The following is an 18547-nucleotide window of genomic DNA, read 5'->3' as shown; positions in this document are numbered from 1 at the left end:
CTAGCCTTTAATGGTGGTCGTTTTGGTGATCTGGGCAAAAACCGGCGCAGCGCCGATCGCGCGCGTAGCGGCGATAAAGCGGGTGAGTGCGGGGTTTTTGCGCATGGTGTTAATTGTAGCCAGGCTTGGCTTTATCGGGGCTGACAGCCGCCTCAAACCCGTTTTTTACCCTTGGTTTGAGGCGATTTGCGGTAAAAAAACGTCAGGTCAGCGCTTTTACGACTGCGTTGCCCATCTCCACCGTGCCGACCTTCGTCGTGCCTTCGCTATAGATGTCAGGCGTGCGCAGGCCCTGGCTCAGCACGGCGTCCACGGCTTTTTCGATGCGGGCGGCGGCCTCGGGCTGGTTCAGGCTGAAGCGCAGCATCATGGCCGCGCTCAGGATGGTGGCCAGCGGATTGGCCACCCCCTTGCCGGCGATGTCGGGTGCGCTGCCGTGGCTGGGTTCGTACAGGCCCTGGTTTTTGTCGTTCAGACTGGCCGAAGGCAGCATGCCGATGGAGCCGGTGAGCATGGCGGCGGCATCAGACAGGATGTCGCCGAACATGTTGCCGGTGACGACCACGTCGAACTTCTTCGGTGCCTTCACCAGCTGCATGGCGGCGTTGTCGACATACATGTGGTCCAGCGCGACGTCGGGATACTGCTTGCCGACTTCGGTGACCACGTCTTTCCAGAGCTGGAAGGTCTCCAGCACATTGGCCTTGTCGACGCTGGTGACGCGCTTGTCACGTTTGCGGGCTGCCTGGAAGGCGACGTGGGCGATGCGTTCGATCTCGGGGCGCGAATAGCGCATGGTGTCAAAGGCTTCTTCCGAGCCGGGGAAATGCCCGTCGGGTGAGATGCGGCGGCCGCGCGGCTGGCCGAAGTAGATGTCGCCGGTCAGCTCGCGGATGATGAGGATGTCCAGGCCCGACACCAGCTCGCGCTTGAGGCTGGAAGCATCCACCAGCTGGGCATAACAAATTGCCGGGCGGAAGTTGGCAAACAGGCCGAGGTTTTTACGCAGGCCCAGGATGGCCTGCTCGGGCCGCAGCGGCCGGTCCAGCGTGTCATATTTCCAGTCACCCACAGCGCCGAACAGCACGGCGTCGGCTTCCTTGGCCAGTTTGAGCGTGCTTTCGGGCAACGGATGGCCGTGGGCCTCATAGGCGGCGCCGCCGACCAGCGCGCTTTCGGTCTCAAATTTCAGATCGAGCGCCTTCAATACCTTGACGGCTTCCGCGACGATTTCAGTGCCGATACCGTCACCTGGGAGAATTGCGATTTTCATTTTTACTATCTTTTTTATAGCTTCTTGCGCCCGTCCCTATTGGTCTAGAGCGCGATTTGGTTGTTAATTTAGCCCGCCACCGTGTGGTTCAGCCACGGTTTGGTTGCCAGGCGCTCGGCTTCAAAGGCCTTGATCTTGTCGCTCTGGCGCAAGGTCAGGCCAATGTCGTCCAGGCCGTTGAGCAGGCAGTACTTGCGGAAAGCCTGCACGTCGAAAGGCAGCTCTTCGCCCTGCGGCTTGACGATCACCTGGCGCTCCAGGTCAACGGTGAGCTGGTAGCCGGGGAAGGCCAGCGCTTCGTCGAACAGCTGGGCCACCTGTGCCTCGGGCAGCACGATGGGCAGCAGGCCGTTCTTGAAGCTGTTGTTGAAGAAGATGTCGGCATAGCTGGGTGCGATGATCGCGCGAAAGCCGTATTGGTCCAGCGCCCAGGGCGCATGTTCACGCGAGGAGCCGCAACCGAAGTTCTTGCGCGCCAGCAGAATGGAGGCGCCTGCGTAGCGCGGCTGGTTCAGCACGAAGTCGGGGTTGGGCTTGCGCGTGGTTGGATCCTGGCCGGGGAAGCCCGCGTCCAGGTAGCGCCATTCGTCAAACAGGTTGGGGCCGAAGCCGGTCTTGCGGATGGACTTGAGGAACTGCTTGGGGATGATGGCGTCGGTGTCGACGTTCTCGCGGTCCATCGGGGCGACGAGGCCCTTGTGTACAGTGAATTTCTGCATGGTGCGGCTCTTTAAGAGAATTTTCTGATGTCAACGAAGTGACCGTGCACTGCCGCCGCCGCGGCCATGGCCGGGCTGACCAAATGCGTACGCCCGCCAGCGCCTTGCCGGCCTTCGAAGTTGCGGTTGGATGTCGATGCGCAACGCTCGCCCGGCTCCAGCCGGTCGGCGTTCATGGCCAGGCACATCGAGCAGCCTGGTTCGCGCCATTCAAAGCCGGCGGCCACAAAAATCTTGTCCAGGCCTTCGCGCTCGGCCTGTTCCTTGACCAGGCCGGAGCCCGGTACCACCAGCGCGAGCTTGACGTTCTTGGCAACCTTCTGGCCGATCTTCTTGATGACGGCGGCTGCCTCGCGCATGTCCTCGATGCGGCTGTTGGTGCAGGAACCGATGAACACCTTGTCGATGTACAGGTCGTTCAGCGCCTTGCCGGGCTCCAGGCCCATGTACTTCAACGCGCGTTCGATGGCATCGCGCTTGTTGGCGTCTTTTTCCTTGTCGGGGTCGGGCACGCGGTCGTCAATCGACAGCACCATTTCGGGCGAAGTGCCCCAGGTGACTTGCGGCAGGATCTGGCTGGCGTCGAGCTCGACGACGGCGTCGAACTTCGCGTCAGCATCCGAGTGCAGCGTGTTCCAGTATTTGGCGGCCATATCCCATTCGACGCCGGTGGGCGAGAGCAAGCGGCCTTTGACGTAATCAATGGTTTTCTGGTCGACCGCCACCAGGCCGGCGCGGGCGCCGGCTTCAATTGCCATGTTGCAGACCGTCATGCGGCCTTCCATGCTGAGCGCACGAATCGCCGATCCGGCGAATTCAATGGTGTAACCCGTGCCGCCTGCCGTGCCGATCTTGCCGATGATGGCCAGCACGATGTCCTTGCCCGTCAGGCCGGGGGCGAGCTTGCCTTCAACCTTCACGAGCATATTTTTGGCTTTTTTGGCCAGCAGGGTTTGCGTCGCCATCACGTGCTCGACCTCGCTGGTACCGATGCCGTGCGCCAGCGCGCCGAAAGCGCCGTGCGTGGAGGTGTGCGAGTCGCCGCAGACCACCGTCATGCCGGGCAGCGTGGCGCCGCTTTCGGGGCCGATGACATGCACGATGCCCTGGCGCTTGGAGAGGAAGGGGAAGAAGGCGGCCGCGCCGAATTCCTTGATGTTGCTGTCCAGCGTGGTGATCTGTTCCTTGCTCACCAGGTCGGTGATGCCGTCGTAGCCCAGTTCCCAGCCGGTGGTCGGCGTGTTGTGGTCGGCCGTGGCGACGATGGAGCTGATGCGCCAGACCTTGCGGCCGGCCTCGCGCAGGCCTTCAAAGGCCTGCGGGCTGGTGACTTCGTGCACCAGGTGGCGGTCGATGTAGAGGATGGCCGTGCCGTCGTCTTCGGTATGAACGACGTGCTCGTCCCAGATTTTGTCGTAGAGGGTGCGTCCCATGGGTTTCCTTCGTGGTCTCTCGTTATCGTCTGTCGTGAGGGTGATTTTAGGCCGCTGTACTCGCAGCCATGGCTGCGGTTTGGGCGGGTCGGGCTGCATTGGCGTGCGGTTCGGCGGGCTGTGTGAGGTGCTCCACCAGCAGCCGCGCCGTCAGGGGCAGGGTGGAAAAGTCACGCGCCACCAGCTGGATCTGGCGCTCGGCCCAGGCGTCCAGCAGCGGGATGGACTCCAGCTCGCCGACACCATGCATGAGCTCAAAGGCGCGCTGCGGCATCACGCCCACGCCCAGGCCGTTGTGGATCATGCGGCACATGGCGTCCAGGCCGGTGACGTGGATGCGCAGCTTGATGGTGCGGCCCAGCCGGGCGGCCGCCTCGCGCATGGCCAGGTAAATCGAGCTGTTGGAGTGCAGGCCGACCTGGTCGTAGTCCAGTGCTGCTTCAAATTTGATAGCGCCTTGCGCAAACAGGGCGTGGCCTCTGGGCACAATCAACACTAATTTATCGGTGCGGTAGGGCAGTACCTGCAGGTCACCCGCGCCGTCGGCAGTATTGCAGATGCCCAGGTCGGCCGCGCCTTCCTGCACCGCGCGGACCACCTCGGTGCTCAGATGCTCTTCCAGGTCGATCTTGATGCCCGAATGCTCGCGGGTGAACGCGCCCAGGTCTTCCGGCAAAAACTGCACGATGGCCGAGATGCTGGCGTGCACGCGCACATGGCCGCGCACGCCGTCGGCGTATTCGCTGAGCTCGCTCTGCATCTTCTCCAGGCTGAACAGCACCGAGCGCGCATGGTGGAGCAGGCTTTCGCCGGCGGGCGTCAGGTCAACACCGCGGGTGTGGCGGTACAGCAGCGGCGTGTCCAGCGTGATTTCGAGGTCGGAGAGGCGTTTGCTCACGGCCGAGGCGGCAATGAATTCGCGCTCAGCCGCCTTGCCGATGCTGCCGAGCTCGCACACGGCCACAAAGAGCTGAAGCGAGGTCAGGTCAATGCGGCGGGCAAAGTTGCGTTCGGAGCTTTTCATGGGCATGGGCGCGGTGTCATCGTGCTGAACGATGGGTAGGCGCTATTTTGCTACTGCGCTTGGTGTTTTGCCATCGCAAAACACGATGCCCTGCTTGCCGATAGGCGTTTTCAGCCCAAATCCCCGAAATTTCAGATACTTTAAGGCTTTAGCCCAATAACAATAAGCGCAAGCAGCTATCAAAAGTATAGCGAATGAGGATGCCCTTGCCGCTCCCGTGTTGTGCGACAAAGCCTGAGGGCATGAAAAAGCCCGCCGATGTTGCCACGGGCGGGCTCTGTGTCAACGCGAGGTGGCTTAGCGCTTGGCCAGCGGCAACACCTGACGGGTCGTGGAGCCGGTGAACAACTGGCGTGGACGGCCGATCTTGTACTCGGGGTCGCCGATCATTTCGTTGAGCTGGGCGATCCAGCCGACGGTGCGGGCCAGCGCGAAGATGGCCGTGAACAGCGGCACCGGGATGCCGATGGCGCGCTGCACGATGCCGGAGTAGAAGTCGACGTTGGGGTAGAGCTTGCGCGACACGAAGTATTCGTCTTCCAGGGCAATCTTTTCCAGCGCCATGGCGAGCTTGAACAGCGGGTCGTTTTCCAGGCCCATTTCCTTGAGCACTTCCTTGCAGGTTTCCTGCATCAGCTTGGCGCGCGGGTCGTAGTTCTTGTAGACGCGGTGGCCAAAACCCATCAGCTTGACGCCGGAGTTTTTGTCCTTGACCTGCTTGATGAAGTCACCGATTTTCTCGATGCCGCCGGCTTTCTGGATGTCGCCCAGCATGTTGAGTGCCGCTTCGTTGGCGCCGCCGTGTGCCGGGCCCCAGAGGCAAGCCACGCCGGCAGCAATCGCTGCAAACGGGTTGGTGCCGGACGAACCGCACAGGCGCACCGTGGAGGTCGAGGCGTTCTGCTCATGGTCTGCGTGCAGGATGAAGATGCGGTCCAGCGCGCGTTCGAGCACCGGGTTGACCTTGTACTCTTCGCACGGCGTGGCGAACATCATGTGCAGGAAGTTGCCGGCATAGCTCAGGTTGTTCTTGGGGTACATGTAGGGCTGGCCCACGGTGTACTTGTAAGCCATGGCGACCAGCGTCGGCATCTTGGCGATCAGGCGGATGGCGGAGATATCGCGGTGCTCGGGATTGGTGATGTCGGTGCTGTCATGGTAGAAGGCCGACAGGGCGCCGACCAGGCCGGTCATGATGGCCATCGGGTGCGCGTCACGGCGGAAACCGCGCAGGAAAAACTGCATCTGTTCGTTGACCATGGTGTGGTTGGTCACGCGGCTGACGAAGTCTATTTTCTGCTCGGTATTGGGCAGCTCTCCGTACAGCAGCAGGTTGCAGGTTTCCATGTAATCGCAGTTGGTGGCCAACTGCTCGATGGGGTAGCCGCGGTACAGCAGCTCGCCCTTGTCGCCGTCGATGTAAGTGATGGCCGACTGGCAGGCAGCGGTCGACAGGAAACCGGGGTCATAGGTGAACATGCCGGTCTGGGCATACAGCTTGCGGATATCAACGACGTCCGGACCAACGCTGCCCTGGTAGACCGGCAACTCGATGCTGGGGCTGCCGTTGCTGAAGGACAGGGTGGCTTTGTTGTCAGCTAGCTTCATTTCGTGCTTCTTTCTTTCGTATCAGTGTCAATGGAGGACGGACGCGTAATCAGGGGCCGGCGCTGCAGGCTGCAGCAACTTTAAAACTTCATGGGCTTCAGAAGTAGAGGCGCTTGCCTTGGCCGCTTCATCGGGCAGCTGGCTGGCAACTTTTCGTTTTAACAGCAGGTCCAGCAAATCGTTGTCGGACAAATCCATTAAATCATTTAACCCTTTAGCCTGCCTGACGGTTAGCGTCGCTTCGTGCGCCAAAAAGAAGCGCTCAATCAGCAAATCGTTTTCCAGCAGGCCGCGCCGGCAACGCCACTTGAGCTTGCTCAGGGCTCGCTCGTCCAGCAGGGCGTCGGCGGTTTCCATATCGTTCAGACCGTGGAGGTTTCGCCGCCGGGCCGCCCCAAGGCGAAACGCGCCCCCTCGGGGGGCAGCGAAGTACACGAAGTGACGAGCGTGGGGGCCATGGTCACGCCGCCGGGCCGCCCCAAGGCGAAACGCGCCCCCTCGGGGGGCAGCGAAGTACACGAAGTGACGAGCGTGGGGGCCATGGTCACGCCGCCGGGCCGCCCCAAGGCGAAACGCGCCCCCTCGGGGGGCAGCGAAGTACACGAAGTGACGAGCGTGGGGGCCATATTTTCAAACTGTCCTGAGGACCATCATTTCCTTGATCTTGCCAATCGCCTTGGTCGGGTTCAGGCCCTTGGGGCAGACGTCGACGCAGTTCATGATGGTGTGGCAGCGGAACAGGCGGTACGGGTCTTCCAGGTTGTCCAGGCGCTCGGCGGTGGCTTCGTCGCGGCTGTCGGCGATGAAGCGGTAGGCCTGCAGCAGGCCGGCCGGGCCGACGAACTTGTCGGGGTTCCACCAGAAGCTGGGGCAGGAGGTGGAGCAGCTGGCGCACAAAATGCACTCATAGAGGCCGTTCAGCTCGTCCCGCTCTTCGGGACTCTGCAGGCGCTCTTTTTCGGGCGGCACGTTGTCGTTGATCAGGTAGGGCTTGATCGAGTTGTACTGCTTGAAGAACTGCGTCATGTCGACGATCAGGTCGCGCACCACGGGCAGGCCGGGCAGCGGCTTGAGGATGATGACCTCGGGCAGCGTGCGCATGTTGGTCAGGCACGCCAGGCCGTTCTTGCCGTTGATGTTCATGGCGTCGGAGCCGCATACGCCTTCGCGGCAAGAGCGGCGAAAGCTGATGGTCGGGTCCTGCGCCTTCAGCTTCATCAACGCGTCCAGCAGCATGCGCTCGTGGCCGTCGAGCTCCACCTCGATGGTCTGCATGTAGGGCTTGGCATCGGTGTCCGGGTCGTAGCGGTAGATCTTGAAGGTACGTTTGGTCATGGGGTTCTCGCTTCTTGTGGGGTCGCAGGGCGTCAGAGCAGTAAGGGCAACGTCTTCAGAAAGTACGCGTCTTGAGCGGGACCGAATCGACCGTGAGCGGTTTCATCTGCACCGGCTTGTAAGCCAGGCGGCTGCCTTCGCTGTACCAGAGCGTGTGTTTGTGCCAGTCGGTGTCGTTGCGGCCGTTCGGGTGCGCGGGGGTGTCGCCGTAGTCGTCGACAGAGTGCGCGCCGCGGCTTTCCTGGCGGGCGGCAGCGGACACGATGGTGGCCTGCGCTGCTTCGATCAGGTTTTCCACTTCCAGCGCTTCGATGCGCGCGGTGTTGAAAATCTTCGACTTGTCCTTGAGGCCGATGCTGTTGACGCGGGCACGCAGCGCGGCGATTTTCGTCACGCCTTCGTTCATGATGGCCTGTGTGCGGAACACGCCGGCATGCTGCTGCATGGCGGCGCGCAGGTCGTTGGCCACGTCTTGCGCGTATTCGCCGTCGGTCGCGTTGTCCAGGCGCGCGATGCGGGCCAGGGTCTTGTCGGCGGCATCCGCCGGCAGCGGCTTGTGCGTGGTTGTCTTGGCGAACTCGACGATGTGATTGCCGGCGGCCTTGCCGAACACCAGCAGGTCGAGCAGCGAGTTGGTGCCCAGGCGGTTGGCGCCGTGAACGCTGACACAGGAGCATTCGCCCACCGCGTACAGGCCGTTGACCACCTGGCTCTGGTTGCTGGCGTCCTGCGTGACAACCTGGCCATGGATGTTGGTCGGGATGCCGCCCATCTGGTAGTGGATGGTGGGCACCACGGGAATCGGTTCCTTGGTGATATCGACGTTGGCGAAGTTGTGGCCGATCTCGAACACCGAAGGCAGGCGCTTCATGATGGCGTCCACGCCCAGGTGGGTCATGTCCAGCAGGATGTAGTCCTTGTTGGGGCCGCAGCCGCGGCCTTCCTTGATTTCCTGGTCCATGGAGCGCGAGACGAAGTCGCGCGGCGCCAGGTCTTTCAGCGTGGGCGCATAACGCTCCATGAAACGCTCGCCGTTGCTGTTGCGCAGAATTGCGCCTTCGCCGCGGCAGCCTTCGGTCAGCAGCACGCCGGCGCCGGCCACGCCGGTGGGGTGAAATTGCCAGAACTCCATGTCCTCGAGCGGGATGCCGGCGCGCGCCGCCATGCCCAGGCCGTCGCCGGTGTTGATGAAGGCGTTGGTTGATGCGGCAAAAATGCGCCCTGCGCCGCCGGTGGCCAGCAGCGTGGTCTTGGCTTCAAAGATATGAACATCGCCGGTTTCCATTTCGAGGGCGGTCACGCCCACGACATCACCAGCCGAATCGCGAATCAGGTCCAGCGCCATCCACTCGACGAAAAAGCTGGTTTTTTCCTTGACGTTTTGCTGGTACAGCGTGTGCAGCATGGCGTGGCCGGTGCGGTCGGCTGCGGCGCAGGCGCGCTGCACGGGCTTTTCGCCGTAGTTGGCGGTGTGGCCGCCGAAGGGGCGCTGGTAAATCGTGCCGTCGGGGTTGCGGTCGAAAGGCATGCCCATGTGCTCGAGGTCGTACACGACCTTGGGAGCTTCGCGGCACATGTATTCAATGGCATCCTGGTCGCCGAGCCAGTCGGAGCCCTTGACGGTGTCATAGAAGTGGTAGTGCCAGTTGTCTTCGCTCATGTTGCCGAGCGATGCGCCGATGCCGCCCTGGGCTGCAACGGTGTGCGAGCGGGTGGGGAACACTTTGGAAAGCACGGCCACGTTGAGGCCGGCGCGTGCCAGCTGCAGCGATGCGCGCATGCCGGAGCCGCCGGCACCGACGATGACGACGTCAAATTTGCGCTTGGGGAGTTTGGATGTTGCTGTCATGATTTTTGTGGGGGTGTCGGTCTTCTTGTCGGGTCTGTGGGGTCAGCGAGGGCTTAAAGGCGCCACAGGACCTGGATGCCCCAGCCGGCGCAGGCCACCAGCCAGACAATCGTGAAAACATTCAGAACCAGCTTGATGGAGGCTGGTTTGACGTAGTCCATCCAGATGTCGCGCATGCCGACCCACACGTGCAACAGCAGGGCAACGATGACCACAAACGTCAGCGTCTTCATCCATTGGGACGAGAAAATGCCGGCCCATTTGTCGTAGCCGATGGGGCCTTTGCTGAAGATGACCTGGGCCAGGACCAGCACGGTGAAGAGGGCCATCAGCGCGGCCGTGATGCGCTGCGCGAGCCAGTCGCGCAAACCATAGTGGGCACCGACAACGATGCGCTTGGAGCCGTAGTTAACTGCCATTTTTGTGCTCCTTGATTAGTACGCGCCGAAGAGCTTGAGTGCCAGCACGATTGAGATGCCTATGCTCACAGCCAGTGTGAAGAGGGCGGATGATTTGCCGAATTCCTTGCTGACGGCGGCGTGGCTCACGTCCATCCACAAGTGGCGCAGGCCGGCGATGAAATGGTGCAGGTAAGCCCAGATCAGGGCCAGCGCCACCAGTTTCCAGATGATGCCGGGAAGGCCCAGCATGCCAACATTGAAGGCCCCCTTGAATTTCTCGAACGAGATTTCAGAGGAGATCGAAGTGTCGAACATCCAGATGATGAAGGGCATCAGCAAAAACATGATGAACCCGCTGATACGGTGAAGGATGGAGACAATGCCTGCGAGGGGGAGGCGATAGGAGGGGAGATCGGTCAGGGCGTTGATGTTGCGGAACTCGGGCCGCTTCTTCGCTACGGTTGTCGCTGATTCGGACATACTTGGCTTTCTGTGTTTTTGAGTAACGGCTTTGTAACTGCCAAAGCGGCTCAACCCGAAATTCTATTGCAATGCAGCAACAATCCCGGCTGCTTCGGGTGATGGCCGGAAATTTTTGTCGGGAAAAGTGCGTTTGGCTGCGCAACAGTTCGCAATTGCTGCGCGAAGGTCGTCGTAACTGACATGACGATTACAAATCACCCCATCCGGACGGCAATTCAGCGGCGCGCATATATCGCTGCTGACGCCTCGTTGGTGTCATGGCTTGAAGGGTTTTCATCGTCAGTCATGTCGTTATGGGTTGCACCGGCGGGCTCTCGCGGCCATGCTGCGGCAGGTTAGCCTGGCAGGGTTTTCTGTTGCCCTTGAGCCTGCTGCCGCTGTTCAGTTCAGTGTGTTGTGATAGTGATGTGTGTCGGTGCGGTAGTAGCCGCGGCGCAGCTCCATGGGGGCATCGTTGTAGGTGTAGGCGATGCGCTCCACGCTCAAAAGCGGTGCTCCGTGCTCTACTTTTAATAGCAGCTCGCGCCCGTCAGTGGCTGCTTCAGCGCGTATTTTTTCTTCGGCGCGAACCATCCGCACGTTGAATTCGGTCTCAAACAACGCATACATGGGGCCGTGGTAGTCGGCCAGCCGCTCGGCTGTCAGGCCCTTGAAGGGTGCGGCAGGAAGCCAGATGTCTTCAAGAATGGTGGGTGTGCCGGCAAAGCTCAGCACGCGTCGGGCCTGCAGCACGGCGTCCCCGGTGCGCAAGGCCAGCGTGCGTGCAATCTCGGCGCTGGCGCGCACGCGCCGGCAGTCGATGATGTCGCGTTGGGCCGGGCCTTCGCTGCCCGGCGTGCCGCTGTCGGGGACCAGCTTGAGAAAGCGGAACTGGACATGTTGCTCGGCGTGGGTGGCGACAAAGGTGCCCTTGCCCTGGCGGCGGACCACCAGGTTGTCGGTGGCCAGCTCGTCGATGGCCTTACGCACCGTGCCCTGGCTGACGCGGTAGCGCGCTGCCAGGTCCATCTCGGAAGGGATGGCTTCGCCCGGTTTCCATTCGCCTGATTGCAGGCTTTGCAGGATCAGGGCCTTGATCTGCTGGTACAGCGGACTGAACGCCGGCGTGGCACCTGGAAAGTCATCGGCGGGTAGGGCGGGAATGGCGGTCATGGGTTGGATTCTGGCTGGCCGTATCATATCTTATATAAGACATAAGACAAATTGACGCCCGCTGCTTTTCAAGCGTAAAATCTTTGGCTGAGCCAGCGCGCGGCCTGCCGTTTTGCGGTGATTTTGACGGGTAAAAGCATAAGACCCGTCAGTAATCACTTCCAGATATTCCAGGGTCGCGCCAGACATCTCACACCACATCCCTCATCTCAACCGATTTTCAACTTCCTGGAGTCCTCCCATCATGAGCAAAAAACCCGTCCGCGTTGCAGTCACCGGTGCAGCAGGCCAAATCGGTTACGCATTGTTGTTCCGCATTGCTTCCGGCGAAATGCTCGGCAAGGACCAGCCCGTCATTCTTCAATTGCTCGAAGTGCCCGTTGAAGGCCCGCAAAAAGCGCTCAAGGGCGTGATGATGGAACTCGACGACTGCGCGTTCCCGCTGCTGGTCGGCATGGAAGCCCACAGCGACCCGATGACCGCCTTCAAGGATGCCGACTACGCGCTGCTGGTCGGTTCGCGCCCACGCGGCCCCGGCATGGAACGTGCCGAGCTGTTGGCCGTTAACGGCGCCATCTTCACGGCGCAGGGCAAGGCGCTCAACGCCGTCGCCAGCCGCAACGTCAAGGTGCTGGTGGTTGGCAACCCCGCCAACACCAATGCCTACATTGCCATGAAGAGCGCCCCTGACCTGCCGCGCAAGAACTTCACCGCCATGCTGCGCCTGGACCACAACCGCGCCGCCAGCCAGATCGCAGCCAAGACCGGCAAGGCCGTGGCCGACATTGAAAAACTCACCGTCTGGGGCAACCACTCGCCCACGATGTACGCCGATTACCGTTTTGCCACCATCAAGGGCGAAAGCGTCGCCAAGATGATCAACGACCAGGAATGGAACGCCAACGTGTTCCTGCCTACCGTCGGCAAGCGCGGCGCCGCCATCATTGAAGCGCGCGGCCTGTCCTCGGCCGCATCGGCCGCCAATGCCGCCATCGACCACATGCGCGACTGGGCCCTGGGCACCAACGGCAAGTGGGTCACCATGGGTATCCCTTCGGACGGCCAGTACGGCATTCCGAAAGACGTCATGTTCGGTTTCCCCGTGACCTGCGAAAACGGCGAATACAAACTGGTCGAAGGCCTGGAAATCGACGCTTTCAGCCAGGAACGCATTACCAAGACCCTGGACGAGCTTAAGGGTGAGCAAGACGGCGTCAAGCACCTGCTCTGAGCAATTAATGAGCGATGTGCGCCGCGCAGGGCCGCCCCAAGCAAGCACGGCCCCCTCGGGGGGCAGCGTAGTACACGAAGTGACAAGCGTGGGGGCTCGCCAACATCCGCGCGACGTTCTGTTGGGTGCCCAGGCACAAGCCGGGTTTCTTCCGGTTTGTGATCACTACAGCGGTGTTGAAGCCCGCATGCGCAAAAGCCTGCAATTGCAGGCCGAGATGATCGAGGAGTTCGGCGCCTGCGTGTTTGACGTGACGCTGGATTGCGAAGACGGCGCACCCGTGGGCGGCGAAGCCGACCATGCCGCGATGGTCGTGGCGCTGGCGGCCCTGGCCAGCGACAAGGCCCGCGTCGCGGTGCGCATCCATTCGGTGGACCACCCCGCCTTTGATGCCGACATGGCTGTCATTGCCGGGAAGCTGTCCCGCCATCTCTCACACATCATGGTTCCCAAGGTGGAATCGGTTGCCGATGTGGTCAGGGCCGAGCAGGCTCTGCTCGCAGCATCGGCCGGTGGCCTGCCGCTGCACGTGCTGATCGAGTCTCCACTCGCGGTGCGAAACGCTTTCGACATTGCTGCTCATCCGCGCGTGCAGTCGTTGAGTTTTGGCCTGATGGATTTTGTCTCGGCGCATGGCGGTGCGATTCCCGCCGACGGCATGAGCAGCCGCGGCCAGTTCACGCATCCGCTGGTGATGCGCGCCAAGCTCGAAATCGCGTCGGCTTGCCATGCCCACGGCAAAGTGCCGTCGCATTGTGTTGTCACAGAGTTCAATGACACTGAGGCCATGACTTCCGCCGCACGCCATGCCGCCCGTGAACTGGGCTACACCCGCATGTGGAGCATCCACCCCAACCAGATCCGGCCTATCCTGGCGGCTTTTGCGCCCACCGAGGGCGAGATTGAAAGTGCTACAAAAATAATAGCTGCTGCCGCAAGCTCAGACTGGGCCCCCATCAGTTTTGAAGGCAAGCTGCACGACCGCGCGAGCTACCGCTACTTCTGGCAGGTTCTGGAGCGCGCGCACCAGACCGGCCGTGTCTTACCGCACGAGGCGCAGGCATATTTTTCTGCGCCGCTTCACTGATTTTTCCGATTGACTGTTGACCGTTCCAAAGGACCCCCCATGAAACATTTCGCTCTCTCTGCCTTGATGCTGGCCGCCCCGGCCCTGTTGCTGGCCCAGACGGCGGCCCCTAAAGCCGCCGCACCCAAGGCTGCAGCCGCAGCTGACCAGCCTGCCCAGGCCGCCAAGCGTGCACCGATCAGGCGCTCTGCCGCCAAGGTGGTGGAAGAAAGGACGCCCATTGACGATGACCCGTCTGTCACCTTGACCCCTGAAGACCTGGAGCTCGCCAAGCGGGTTTACATTGGCACGATTCCCTGCGAACTGGGTGCCTCCGTCACCATCACGCCGAATGAAAAACGCCCGGGCTTCTTCCTGGTGCAGACGGGCAAGATGCGTTTTCGCATGCACCCGGTCGGAAGCCGCACCGGTGCCATCCGCCTGGAAGACGGCCGTGCAGGCGCCATGTGGCTCCAGTTGGGCAACAAGTCGATGCTGATGAGCCAGAAAATGGGCCAGCGCCTGGCTGACGAGTGCATGAGCCCGGCGCAGGTGACTTTTGCCGATGACATGAAGAAGAACCCCCCGACCAGCATTCTGGAGGCCTTGCCTGCCGCCAAAGCTGCGCCAGCTCAGGCTGGCACGGGTTCTGCTCAGCCAGAAACTGCCCCGGCCAAAGCCCCATAAAGCCCGATAAAGCCCAATACAGACACAGACCGCGACCGCACGCGCATCGACCGTGCAAATTTTGAGTACAGGAGAAGAAAACCATGATGCCCGAGTTCATACAAACCTACCGCAACCATGTGGCCGAGCGCGCCGCGCTGGGTATTCCCCCGCTGCCGCTGTCGGCCCAGCAGACCGGTGAGGTCATTGAGCTGCTGAAGAACCCACCCAAGGGCGAAGAGGCCTTTCTGGTGGAGCTGATCACGCACCGCGTGCCGGCCGGGGTTGATGCGGCCGCCAAGGTCAAGGCCAGCTATCTTGCTGCCGTGGCGCACGGCACCGAAAAGTGCTCGCTGATCTCCCGTGAGAAAGCAACGCAGTTGCTGGGCACCATGCTGGGCGGCTACAACATCAGCCCCATGGTCGAGCTGCTCGACGACGCTGAAGACAGCGTCGCCACGCAAGCGGCCAACGGCCTGAAGCACACATTGCTGATGTTCGACCAGTTCCACGATGTGCAGGAAAAGGCCGGCAAGGGCAACAAATACGCCAAGGCCGTGCTGCAAAGCTGGGCCGATGCCGAGTGGTTCACCAGCCGCCCGGAAGTGCCAGAGTCGATCAAGCTCACCATTTTCAAGGTGGCTGGTGAAATCAACACCGACGATCTCTCCCCCGCACCCGACGCCTGGAGCCGCCCTGACATCCCGCTGCACGCGCTGGCCATGCACAAGAATGCCCGCCCCGGCGTGACGCCCGAAGAAGACGGCAAGCGCGGCCCGGTCAAGTTCATTGAAGAGCTGAAAGCCAAGGGCAACCTTGTGGCCTATGTGGGCGACGTGGTCGGTACCGGCTCCTCGCGCAAGTCCGCAACTAACTCGGTGTTGTGGTTCACCGGTGAAGACATTCCCTTTGTGCCGAACAAGCGTTTCGGCGGTGTCTGCCTCGGCTCCAAGATCGCGCCGATTTTTTACAACACCATGGAAGACTCGGGCGCGTTGCCGATCGAACTCGACGTGAGCCAGATGGCCATGGGCGATGTGATCGAACTGCGCCCCTATGAGGGCAAGGCGCTGAAAGACGGCAAGGTCATCGCCGAGTTCAAACTCAAGAGCGACGTGCTGTTTGACGAAGTGCGCGCCGGCGGCCGCATTCCGCTGATCGTCGGCCGCGGCCTCACGGCCAAGGCGCGTTTTGCGCTGGGCCTTCCCGTGTCTACCCAGTTCCGCTTGCCGCAGAACCCGGCCGACAACGGCCGCGGCTTTACGCTGGCACAAAAAATGGTTGGCCGTGCGGTCGGCTTGCCTGAAGGCCAGGGCGTACGCCCCGGCACGTACTGCGAGCCCAAGATGACTTCTGTCGGCTCGCAGGACACCACCGGTCCGATGACGCGCGACGAATTGAAAGACCTGGCTTGCCTGGGTTTCAGCGCCGACCTGGTGATGCAGTCCTTCTGCCACACGGCGGCTTATCCCAAGCCGGTCGATGTGAAGATGCACCACGAGCTGCCCGAGTTCATGAGCGACCGCGGTGGCATCCCGCTGCGTCCGGGCGACGGCATCATCCACAGCTGGCTCAACCGCATGCTGCTGCCCGACACCGTCGGCACCGGCGGCGACAGCCACACGCGTTTTCCCATCGGCATCAGCTTCCCCGCGGGCTCAGGCCTGGTGGCTTTCGGTGCTGCCACCGGCGTCATGCCGCTGGACATGCCTGAGTCGGTGCTGGTGCGCTTCAAGGGCGAAATGCAGCCCGGTATCACGCTGCGCGACCTGGTCAACGCAATCCCGTTGTACGCCATCAAGGCCGGTCTGCTGACGGTCGCCAAGCAAGGCAAGAAGAACATCTTCTCGGGCCGCATCCTGGAAATCGAAGGCTTGCCCGACCTCAAGGTGGAGCAGGCTTTTGAATTGAGCGATGCCTCGGCCGAGCGTTCTGCCGGCGGTTGCACGGTGCACCTGAACAAGGAGCCCATCATCGAATACATCAACAGCAACATCACGATGCTGAAGTGGATGATCGCCACGGGTTACTCGGATGTGCGCACCATCAAGCGCCGCATCGCCGCCATGGAAGCCTGGCTGGCCGACCCGCAATTGCTCAAGGGCGATGCGGACGCCGAATACGCTGCCGTCATCGAGATCGACCTGGCCGACATTCATGAGCCTATCGTGGCTTGCCCGAACGACCCTGACGACGTGAAGACGCTGAGCGAAGTGGCCGGCAGCAAGATCGACGAAGTCTTTATCGGCAGCTGCATGACCAACATCGGCCATTTCCGCGCCGCTTCCAAGCTGCTCGAAAACAAGCGCGACATCCCCGTCAAACTGTGGATGGCGCCGCCGACCAAGATGGATGCCAAGCAGCTGACCGAAGAAGGCCACTACGGCGTGCTGGGATCTGCCGGCGCACGCATGGAAATGCCGGGTTGCAGCCTGTGCATGGGAAACCAGGCGCAGGTGAAAGAGGGCGCGACGGTGTTTTCCACCTCCACCCGCAACTTCCCGAACCGCCTCGGGAAAAACTCCAACGTCTATCTCGGTTCCGCCGAGCTGGCGGCGATCTGCTCCAAGCTGGGCCGCATCCCCACCAAGGCCGAATACATGGCCGACATGGGTGTGCTGACAGCTGCCAGCGACAAGATCTATCAGTACCTCAACTTCGACCAGGTCAAGGACTACACCGACATGGCTGACACGGTGAAGGACGGCGTGGCCGCTTAAGTGGGCACCCTGCCGTCGGCTTGACAGCCGCAAGCTGAAATGGAAGGATGAAGTGATGAAGAAACCGTCACTTCTTTCCTTCCTTTTTTTTGTTCTTTTTTTGGCCACCGGTGCAGCCGCTCGAGCTCAGGAAGCGCGCACCAACGCCTTCAACGACCCCTTCCTGCAGGTCACTTCGGCGATCAATCCGTGCCCTGTGCCGGAGGGGCCGCTCTATACCGAGCAGGAAGTGCGCGACGTAGCCCATGTGCGGGCGCAGCACGGCGGCAGTTGCTACCGCGTGGGGCGTTGCCGCCTGGCCAACTCGTATTGGTACGATGCCGAAATCATTCCGCGCGTGTCGCAATACATCAAGCTCGACGGCCGGTTCGACGACACCAGTGTGTGGGTGCAGGGCGAGCGGCGTTTGGTCTTTCTCAAAGGTTGCGTCAAGACACGCGAGCAGTCCGAGGCGCTTGAAAAAGCGGTCTGGCTGGTCGACGACGTCATGGGGGTGGTGAACTACCTGCGTGTGGGTGATGAGCCTGTGCGTTACGTGCCGGCGCAGGTTGAAAAGAAATAACGTCCTCCTTTCGACATGAAACACAAAAAGTCCCGCAAGAAATTGCGGGACTTTTTGCTTTTCAATGATCGGAAGTTACAGCCCCGAAGGCAGCGGGTCCACCACCCGCAGTTCCGAGCCATCGACAAACTTCAGGTACCAGAACTCCGGCGCGAGCGGCAGATTGGGGCGCATGTGGCTGATGTTGGCGGGCAGCACATAGACCGTGCTGGCACCATCGTCTGGTGGCGGCGCGAGGTAGTGGCGCTTGACTGCCACCAATCCGCCTATGGTGGAAACCACGGTGCCTATCGATTCGGTGACGGCATTGACGGTGGTGCCCTGGCCCAGCATGTGGATGGTGGTCTGGCCCATCAGGTCGGGGCGTGAGGCTTCTATGTACAGCACTGCCGCGGTGTTGATGCGCAAATCGTCGGGCGCGCTGGGCTCAGTGGCTTTGTTGAACGAGATAAAGGGCATGGATAGGGCCGGTTGGAGACAGGTTTTCGGGCGAATTCTCAGGAAATATGCAGCTCTTTGTGCTCACCCAGCTTGCGCGGCAACTCGCCCAGGATGGCCGCCTTGGCCATCCTGGCCAGCTGCACCATCTTGCTTTCCTTCACATCCCAGTATTCGGCGTGATGAATGCGCACTTCCAGCAGCGCCAGGTCCGGGTCGTTGACGCCCGCAGGAAACCAGGCGCGGGCAAGCGGTGACCAGAGTTCTTCTTTTTTGGCCTGGTCTTCCGCGATCACGGCCTGGCCCGACACCGATACGTAGCTGTCGGCGCCCGGGTCGGCGTAGGACACGTTGACGTTGCCGTCATGCTGCAGCCGCTGGGCCATCTCGCTTTTGCGTGAGATGAAGAAATACAAATGAGATTCCGCATCGAGCGACTGGTTCTGCGTGGTCAGGGGATGGGCGTGCAACATGCCGCTGGCCTGTCGGTGCGTCAGCATGCCGAACTTGATGCCCTGGATCAGCTCCCAAAGGGTGTCGTGGTCTGATTTTGTTGCGCTCATGAAAACTCCCGTGGGTGGTGGCCA

At 61.5% G+C, this 18547-nt stretch carries 18 protein-coding genes; 5 read left to right on the top strand and 13 right to left on the bottom strand.

Translation table 11 applies throughout. The features are described 5' to 3' along the window. Window positions 1-202 precede the first annotated feature (202 nt). The 11 genes from leuB to AC1DU8_RS15245 all read right to left on the bottom strand — a co-directional run bounded on the left by leuB (window position 203) and on the right by AC1DU8_RS15245 (window position 11277). Window positions 203-1273: a 3-isopropylmalate dehydrogenase gene (leuB, locus tag AC1DU8_RS15295; protein WP_477726941.1), complete on the bottom strand. Its 1071-nt coding sequence runs from the start codon at window positions 1271-1273 to the stop codon at window positions 203-205. A 68-nt stretch (window positions 1274-1341) separates the two neighbouring features. Next, a complete protein-coding gene (gene leuD, locus AC1DU8_RS15290; protein ID WP_348048650.1) occupies window positions 1342-1992 on the bottom strand; it encodes a 3-isopropylmalate dehydratase small subunit in 651 nt (216 codons plus the stop codon). A gap of 11 nt (window positions 1993-2003) precedes the next feature. Next, entirely contained in the window at window positions 2004-3425 is a 1422-nt protein-coding gene (gene leuC, locus AC1DU8_RS15285) for a 3-isopropylmalate dehydratase large subunit (RefSeq protein ID WP_457279340.1), read from the bottom strand. 46 nt (window positions 3426-3471) lie between these two features. Then, entirely contained in the window at window positions 3472-4449 is a 978-nt protein-coding gene (locus AC1DU8_RS15280) for a LysR family transcriptional regulator (RefSeq protein WP_477726940.1), read from the bottom strand. A 297-nt stretch (window positions 4450-4746) separates the two neighbouring features. Beyond that, window positions 4747-6057, bottom strand: a complete 1311-nt coding sequence (gene gltA, locus AC1DU8_RS15275; protein WP_457279338.1) for a citrate synthase — start codon at window positions 6055-6057, stop codon at window positions 4747-4749. A 27-nt stretch (window positions 6058-6084) separates the two neighbouring features. Then, window positions 6085-6414: an FAD assembly factor SdhE gene (locus AC1DU8_RS15270; RefSeq protein ID WP_457279337.1), complete on the bottom strand. Its 330-nt coding sequence runs from the start codon at window positions 6412-6414 to the stop codon at window positions 6085-6087. A 273-nt stretch (window positions 6415-6687) separates the two neighbouring features. Then, window positions 6688-7392 (bottom strand): succinate dehydrogenase iron-sulfur subunit, encoded by a 705-nt coding sequence (locus AC1DU8_RS15265; protein ID WP_122955671.1) that lies wholly within the window; start codon window positions 7390-7392, stop codon window positions 6688-6690. Window positions 7393-7447: 55 nt separating this feature from the next. Then, complete coding sequence (gene sdhA, locus AC1DU8_RS15260) at window positions 7448-9241, bottom strand: succinate dehydrogenase flavoprotein subunit (RefSeq protein WP_477688769.1); 1794 nt, start codon at window positions 9239-9241, stop codon at window positions 7448-7450. A 53-nt stretch (window positions 9242-9294) separates the two neighbouring features. Beyond that, the gene (sdhD, locus tag AC1DU8_RS15255) at window positions 9295-9660 is read right to left on the bottom strand and encodes a succinate dehydrogenase, hydrophobic membrane anchor protein (RefSeq protein ID WP_457279335.1); all 366 of its coding nucleotides are present in this window, start codon (window positions 9658-9660) and stop codon (window positions 9295-9297) included. 15 nt (window positions 9661-9675) lie between these two features. Continuing rightward, the gene (gene sdhC / locus AC1DU8_RS15250; protein ID WP_457279334.1) at window positions 9676-10122 is read right to left on the bottom strand and encodes a succinate dehydrogenase, cytochrome b556 subunit; all 447 of its coding nucleotides are present in this window, start codon (window positions 10120-10122) and stop codon (window positions 9676-9678) included. Window positions 10123-10506: 384 nt separating this feature from the next. Further along, window positions 10507-11277 carry a GntR family transcriptional regulator gene (locus tag AC1DU8_RS15245; protein ID WP_457279333.1) on the bottom strand — a complete coding sequence of 257 codons (771 nt, stop codon included), beginning with the start codon at window positions 11275-11277 and terminating at the stop codon, window positions 10507-10509. Between the two features lie 244 nt (window positions 11278-11521). Here AC1DU8_RS15245 and AC1DU8_RS15240 point away from each other — a divergent pair, with 244 nt between their 5' ends. From AC1DU8_RS15240 to AC1DU8_RS15220, 5 genes are all read left to right on the top strand, one after another. After that, on the top strand, window positions 11522-12508 hold the full coding sequence (locus tag AC1DU8_RS15240; RefSeq protein WP_457279332.1) for a malate dehydrogenase: 987 nt from the start codon (window positions 11522-11524) through the stop codon (window positions 12506-12508). A gap of 88 nt (window positions 12509-12596) precedes the next feature. Then, window positions 12597-13595, top strand: coding sequence for an HpcH/HpaI aldolase/citrate lyase family protein (locus AC1DU8_RS15235; RefSeq protein ID WP_457279331.1), 999 nt, complete (start codon window positions 12597-12599; stop codon window positions 13593-13595). A gap of 39 nt (window positions 13596-13634) precedes the next feature. Further along, entirely contained in the window at window positions 13635-14261 is a 627-nt protein-coding gene (locus AC1DU8_RS15230; protein WP_457279330.1) for a hypothetical protein, read from the top strand. Window positions 14262-14344: 83 nt separating this feature from the next. Then, window positions 14345-16960, top strand: coding sequence for a bifunctional aconitate hydratase 2/2-methylisocitrate dehydratase (locus AC1DU8_RS15225; RefSeq protein ID WP_457279329.1), 2616 nt, complete (start codon window positions 14345-14347; stop codon window positions 16958-16960). A 55-nt stretch (window positions 16961-17015) separates the two neighbouring features. Continuing rightward, window positions 17016-17522 (top strand): BON domain-containing protein, encoded by a 507-nt coding sequence (locus tag AC1DU8_RS15220; protein ID WP_457279328.1) that lies wholly within the window; start codon window positions 17016-17018, stop codon window positions 17520-17522. A 75-nt stretch (window positions 17523-17597) separates the two neighbouring features. Here AC1DU8_RS15220 and AC1DU8_RS15215 read toward each other — a convergent pair whose 3' ends face one another. Then, the gene (locus tag AC1DU8_RS15215) at window positions 17598-17981 is read right to left on the bottom strand and encodes a hypothetical protein (protein WP_457279327.1); all 384 of its coding nucleotides are present in this window, start codon (window positions 17979-17981) and stop codon (window positions 17598-17600) included. Between the two features lie 38 nt (window positions 17982-18019). Then, window positions 18020-18523, bottom strand: a complete 504-nt coding sequence (locus AC1DU8_RS15210) for a pyridoxamine 5'-phosphate oxidase family protein (protein WP_457279326.1) — start codon at window positions 18521-18523, stop codon at window positions 18020-18022. Window positions 18524-18547: the final 24 nt, after the last annotated feature.

The sequence above is a fragment of the Polaromonas sp. P3_A5 genome, from assembly GCF_056403055.1.
This window is presented reverse-complemented; position numbering and strand designations above follow the sequence as displayed.

Coding starts and splice junctions, on each gene's coding strand:
- leuB (WP_477726941.1), bottom strand. CDS start 1,273: ATGAAAATCGCAATTCTCCCAGGTGACGGTATCGGCACTGAAATCGTC.
- leuD (WP_348048650.1), bottom strand. CDS start 1,992: ATGCAGAAATTCACTGTACACAAGGGCCTCGTCGCCCCGATGGACCGC.
- leuC (WP_457279340.1), bottom strand. CDS start 3,425: ATGGGACGCACCCTCTACGACAAAATCTGGGACGAGCACGTCGTTCAT.
- AC1DU8_RS15280 (WP_477726940.1), bottom strand. CDS start 4,449: ATGAAAAGCTCCGAACGCAACTTTGCCCGCCGCATTGACCTGACCTCG.
- gltA (WP_457279338.1), bottom strand. CDS start 6,057: ATGAAGCTAGCTGACAACAAAGCCACCCTGTCCTTCAGCAACGGCAGC.
- AC1DU8_RS15270 (WP_457279337.1), bottom strand. CDS start 6,414: ATGGAAACCGCCGACGCCCTGCTGGACGAGCGAGCCCTGAGCAAGCTC.
- AC1DU8_RS15265 (WP_122955671.1), bottom strand. CDS start 7,392: ATGACCAAACGTACCTTCAAGATCTACCGCTACGACCCGGACACCGAT.
- sdhA (WP_477688769.1), bottom strand. CDS start 9,241: ATGACAGCAACATCCAAACTCCCCAAGCGCAAATTTGACGTCGTCATC.
- sdhD (WP_457279335.1), bottom strand. CDS start 9,660: ATGGCAGTTAACTACGGCTCCAAGCGCATCGTTGTCGGTGCCCACTAT.
- sdhC (WP_457279334.1), bottom strand. CDS start 10,122: ATGTCCGAATCAGCGACAACCGTAGCGAAGAAGCGGCCCGAGTTCCGC.
- AC1DU8_RS15245 (WP_457279333.1), bottom strand. CDS start 11,277: ATGACCGCCATTCCCGCCCTACCCGCCGATGACTTTCCAGGTGCCACG.
- AC1DU8_RS15240 (WP_457279332.1), top strand. CDS start 11,522: ATGAGCAAAAAACCCGTCCGCGTTGCAGTCACCGGTGCAGCAGGCCAA.
- AC1DU8_RS15230 (WP_457279330.1), top strand. CDS start 13,635: ATGAAACATTTCGCTCTCTCTGCCTTGATGCTGGCCGCCCCGGCCCTG.
- AC1DU8_RS15225 (WP_457279329.1), top strand. CDS start 14,345: ATGATGCCCGAGTTCATACAAACCTACCGCAACCATGTGGCCGAGCGC.
- AC1DU8_RS15220 (WP_457279328.1), top strand. CDS start 17,016: ATGAAGAAACCGTCACTTCTTTCCTTCCTTTTTTTTGTTCTTTTTTTG.
- AC1DU8_RS15215 (WP_457279327.1), bottom strand. CDS start 17,981: ATGCCCTTTATCTCGTTCAACAAAGCCACTGAGCCCAGCGCGCCCGAC.
- AC1DU8_RS15210 (WP_457279326.1), bottom strand. CDS start 18,523: ATGAGCGCAACAAAATCAGACCACGACACCCTTTGGGAGCTGATCCAG.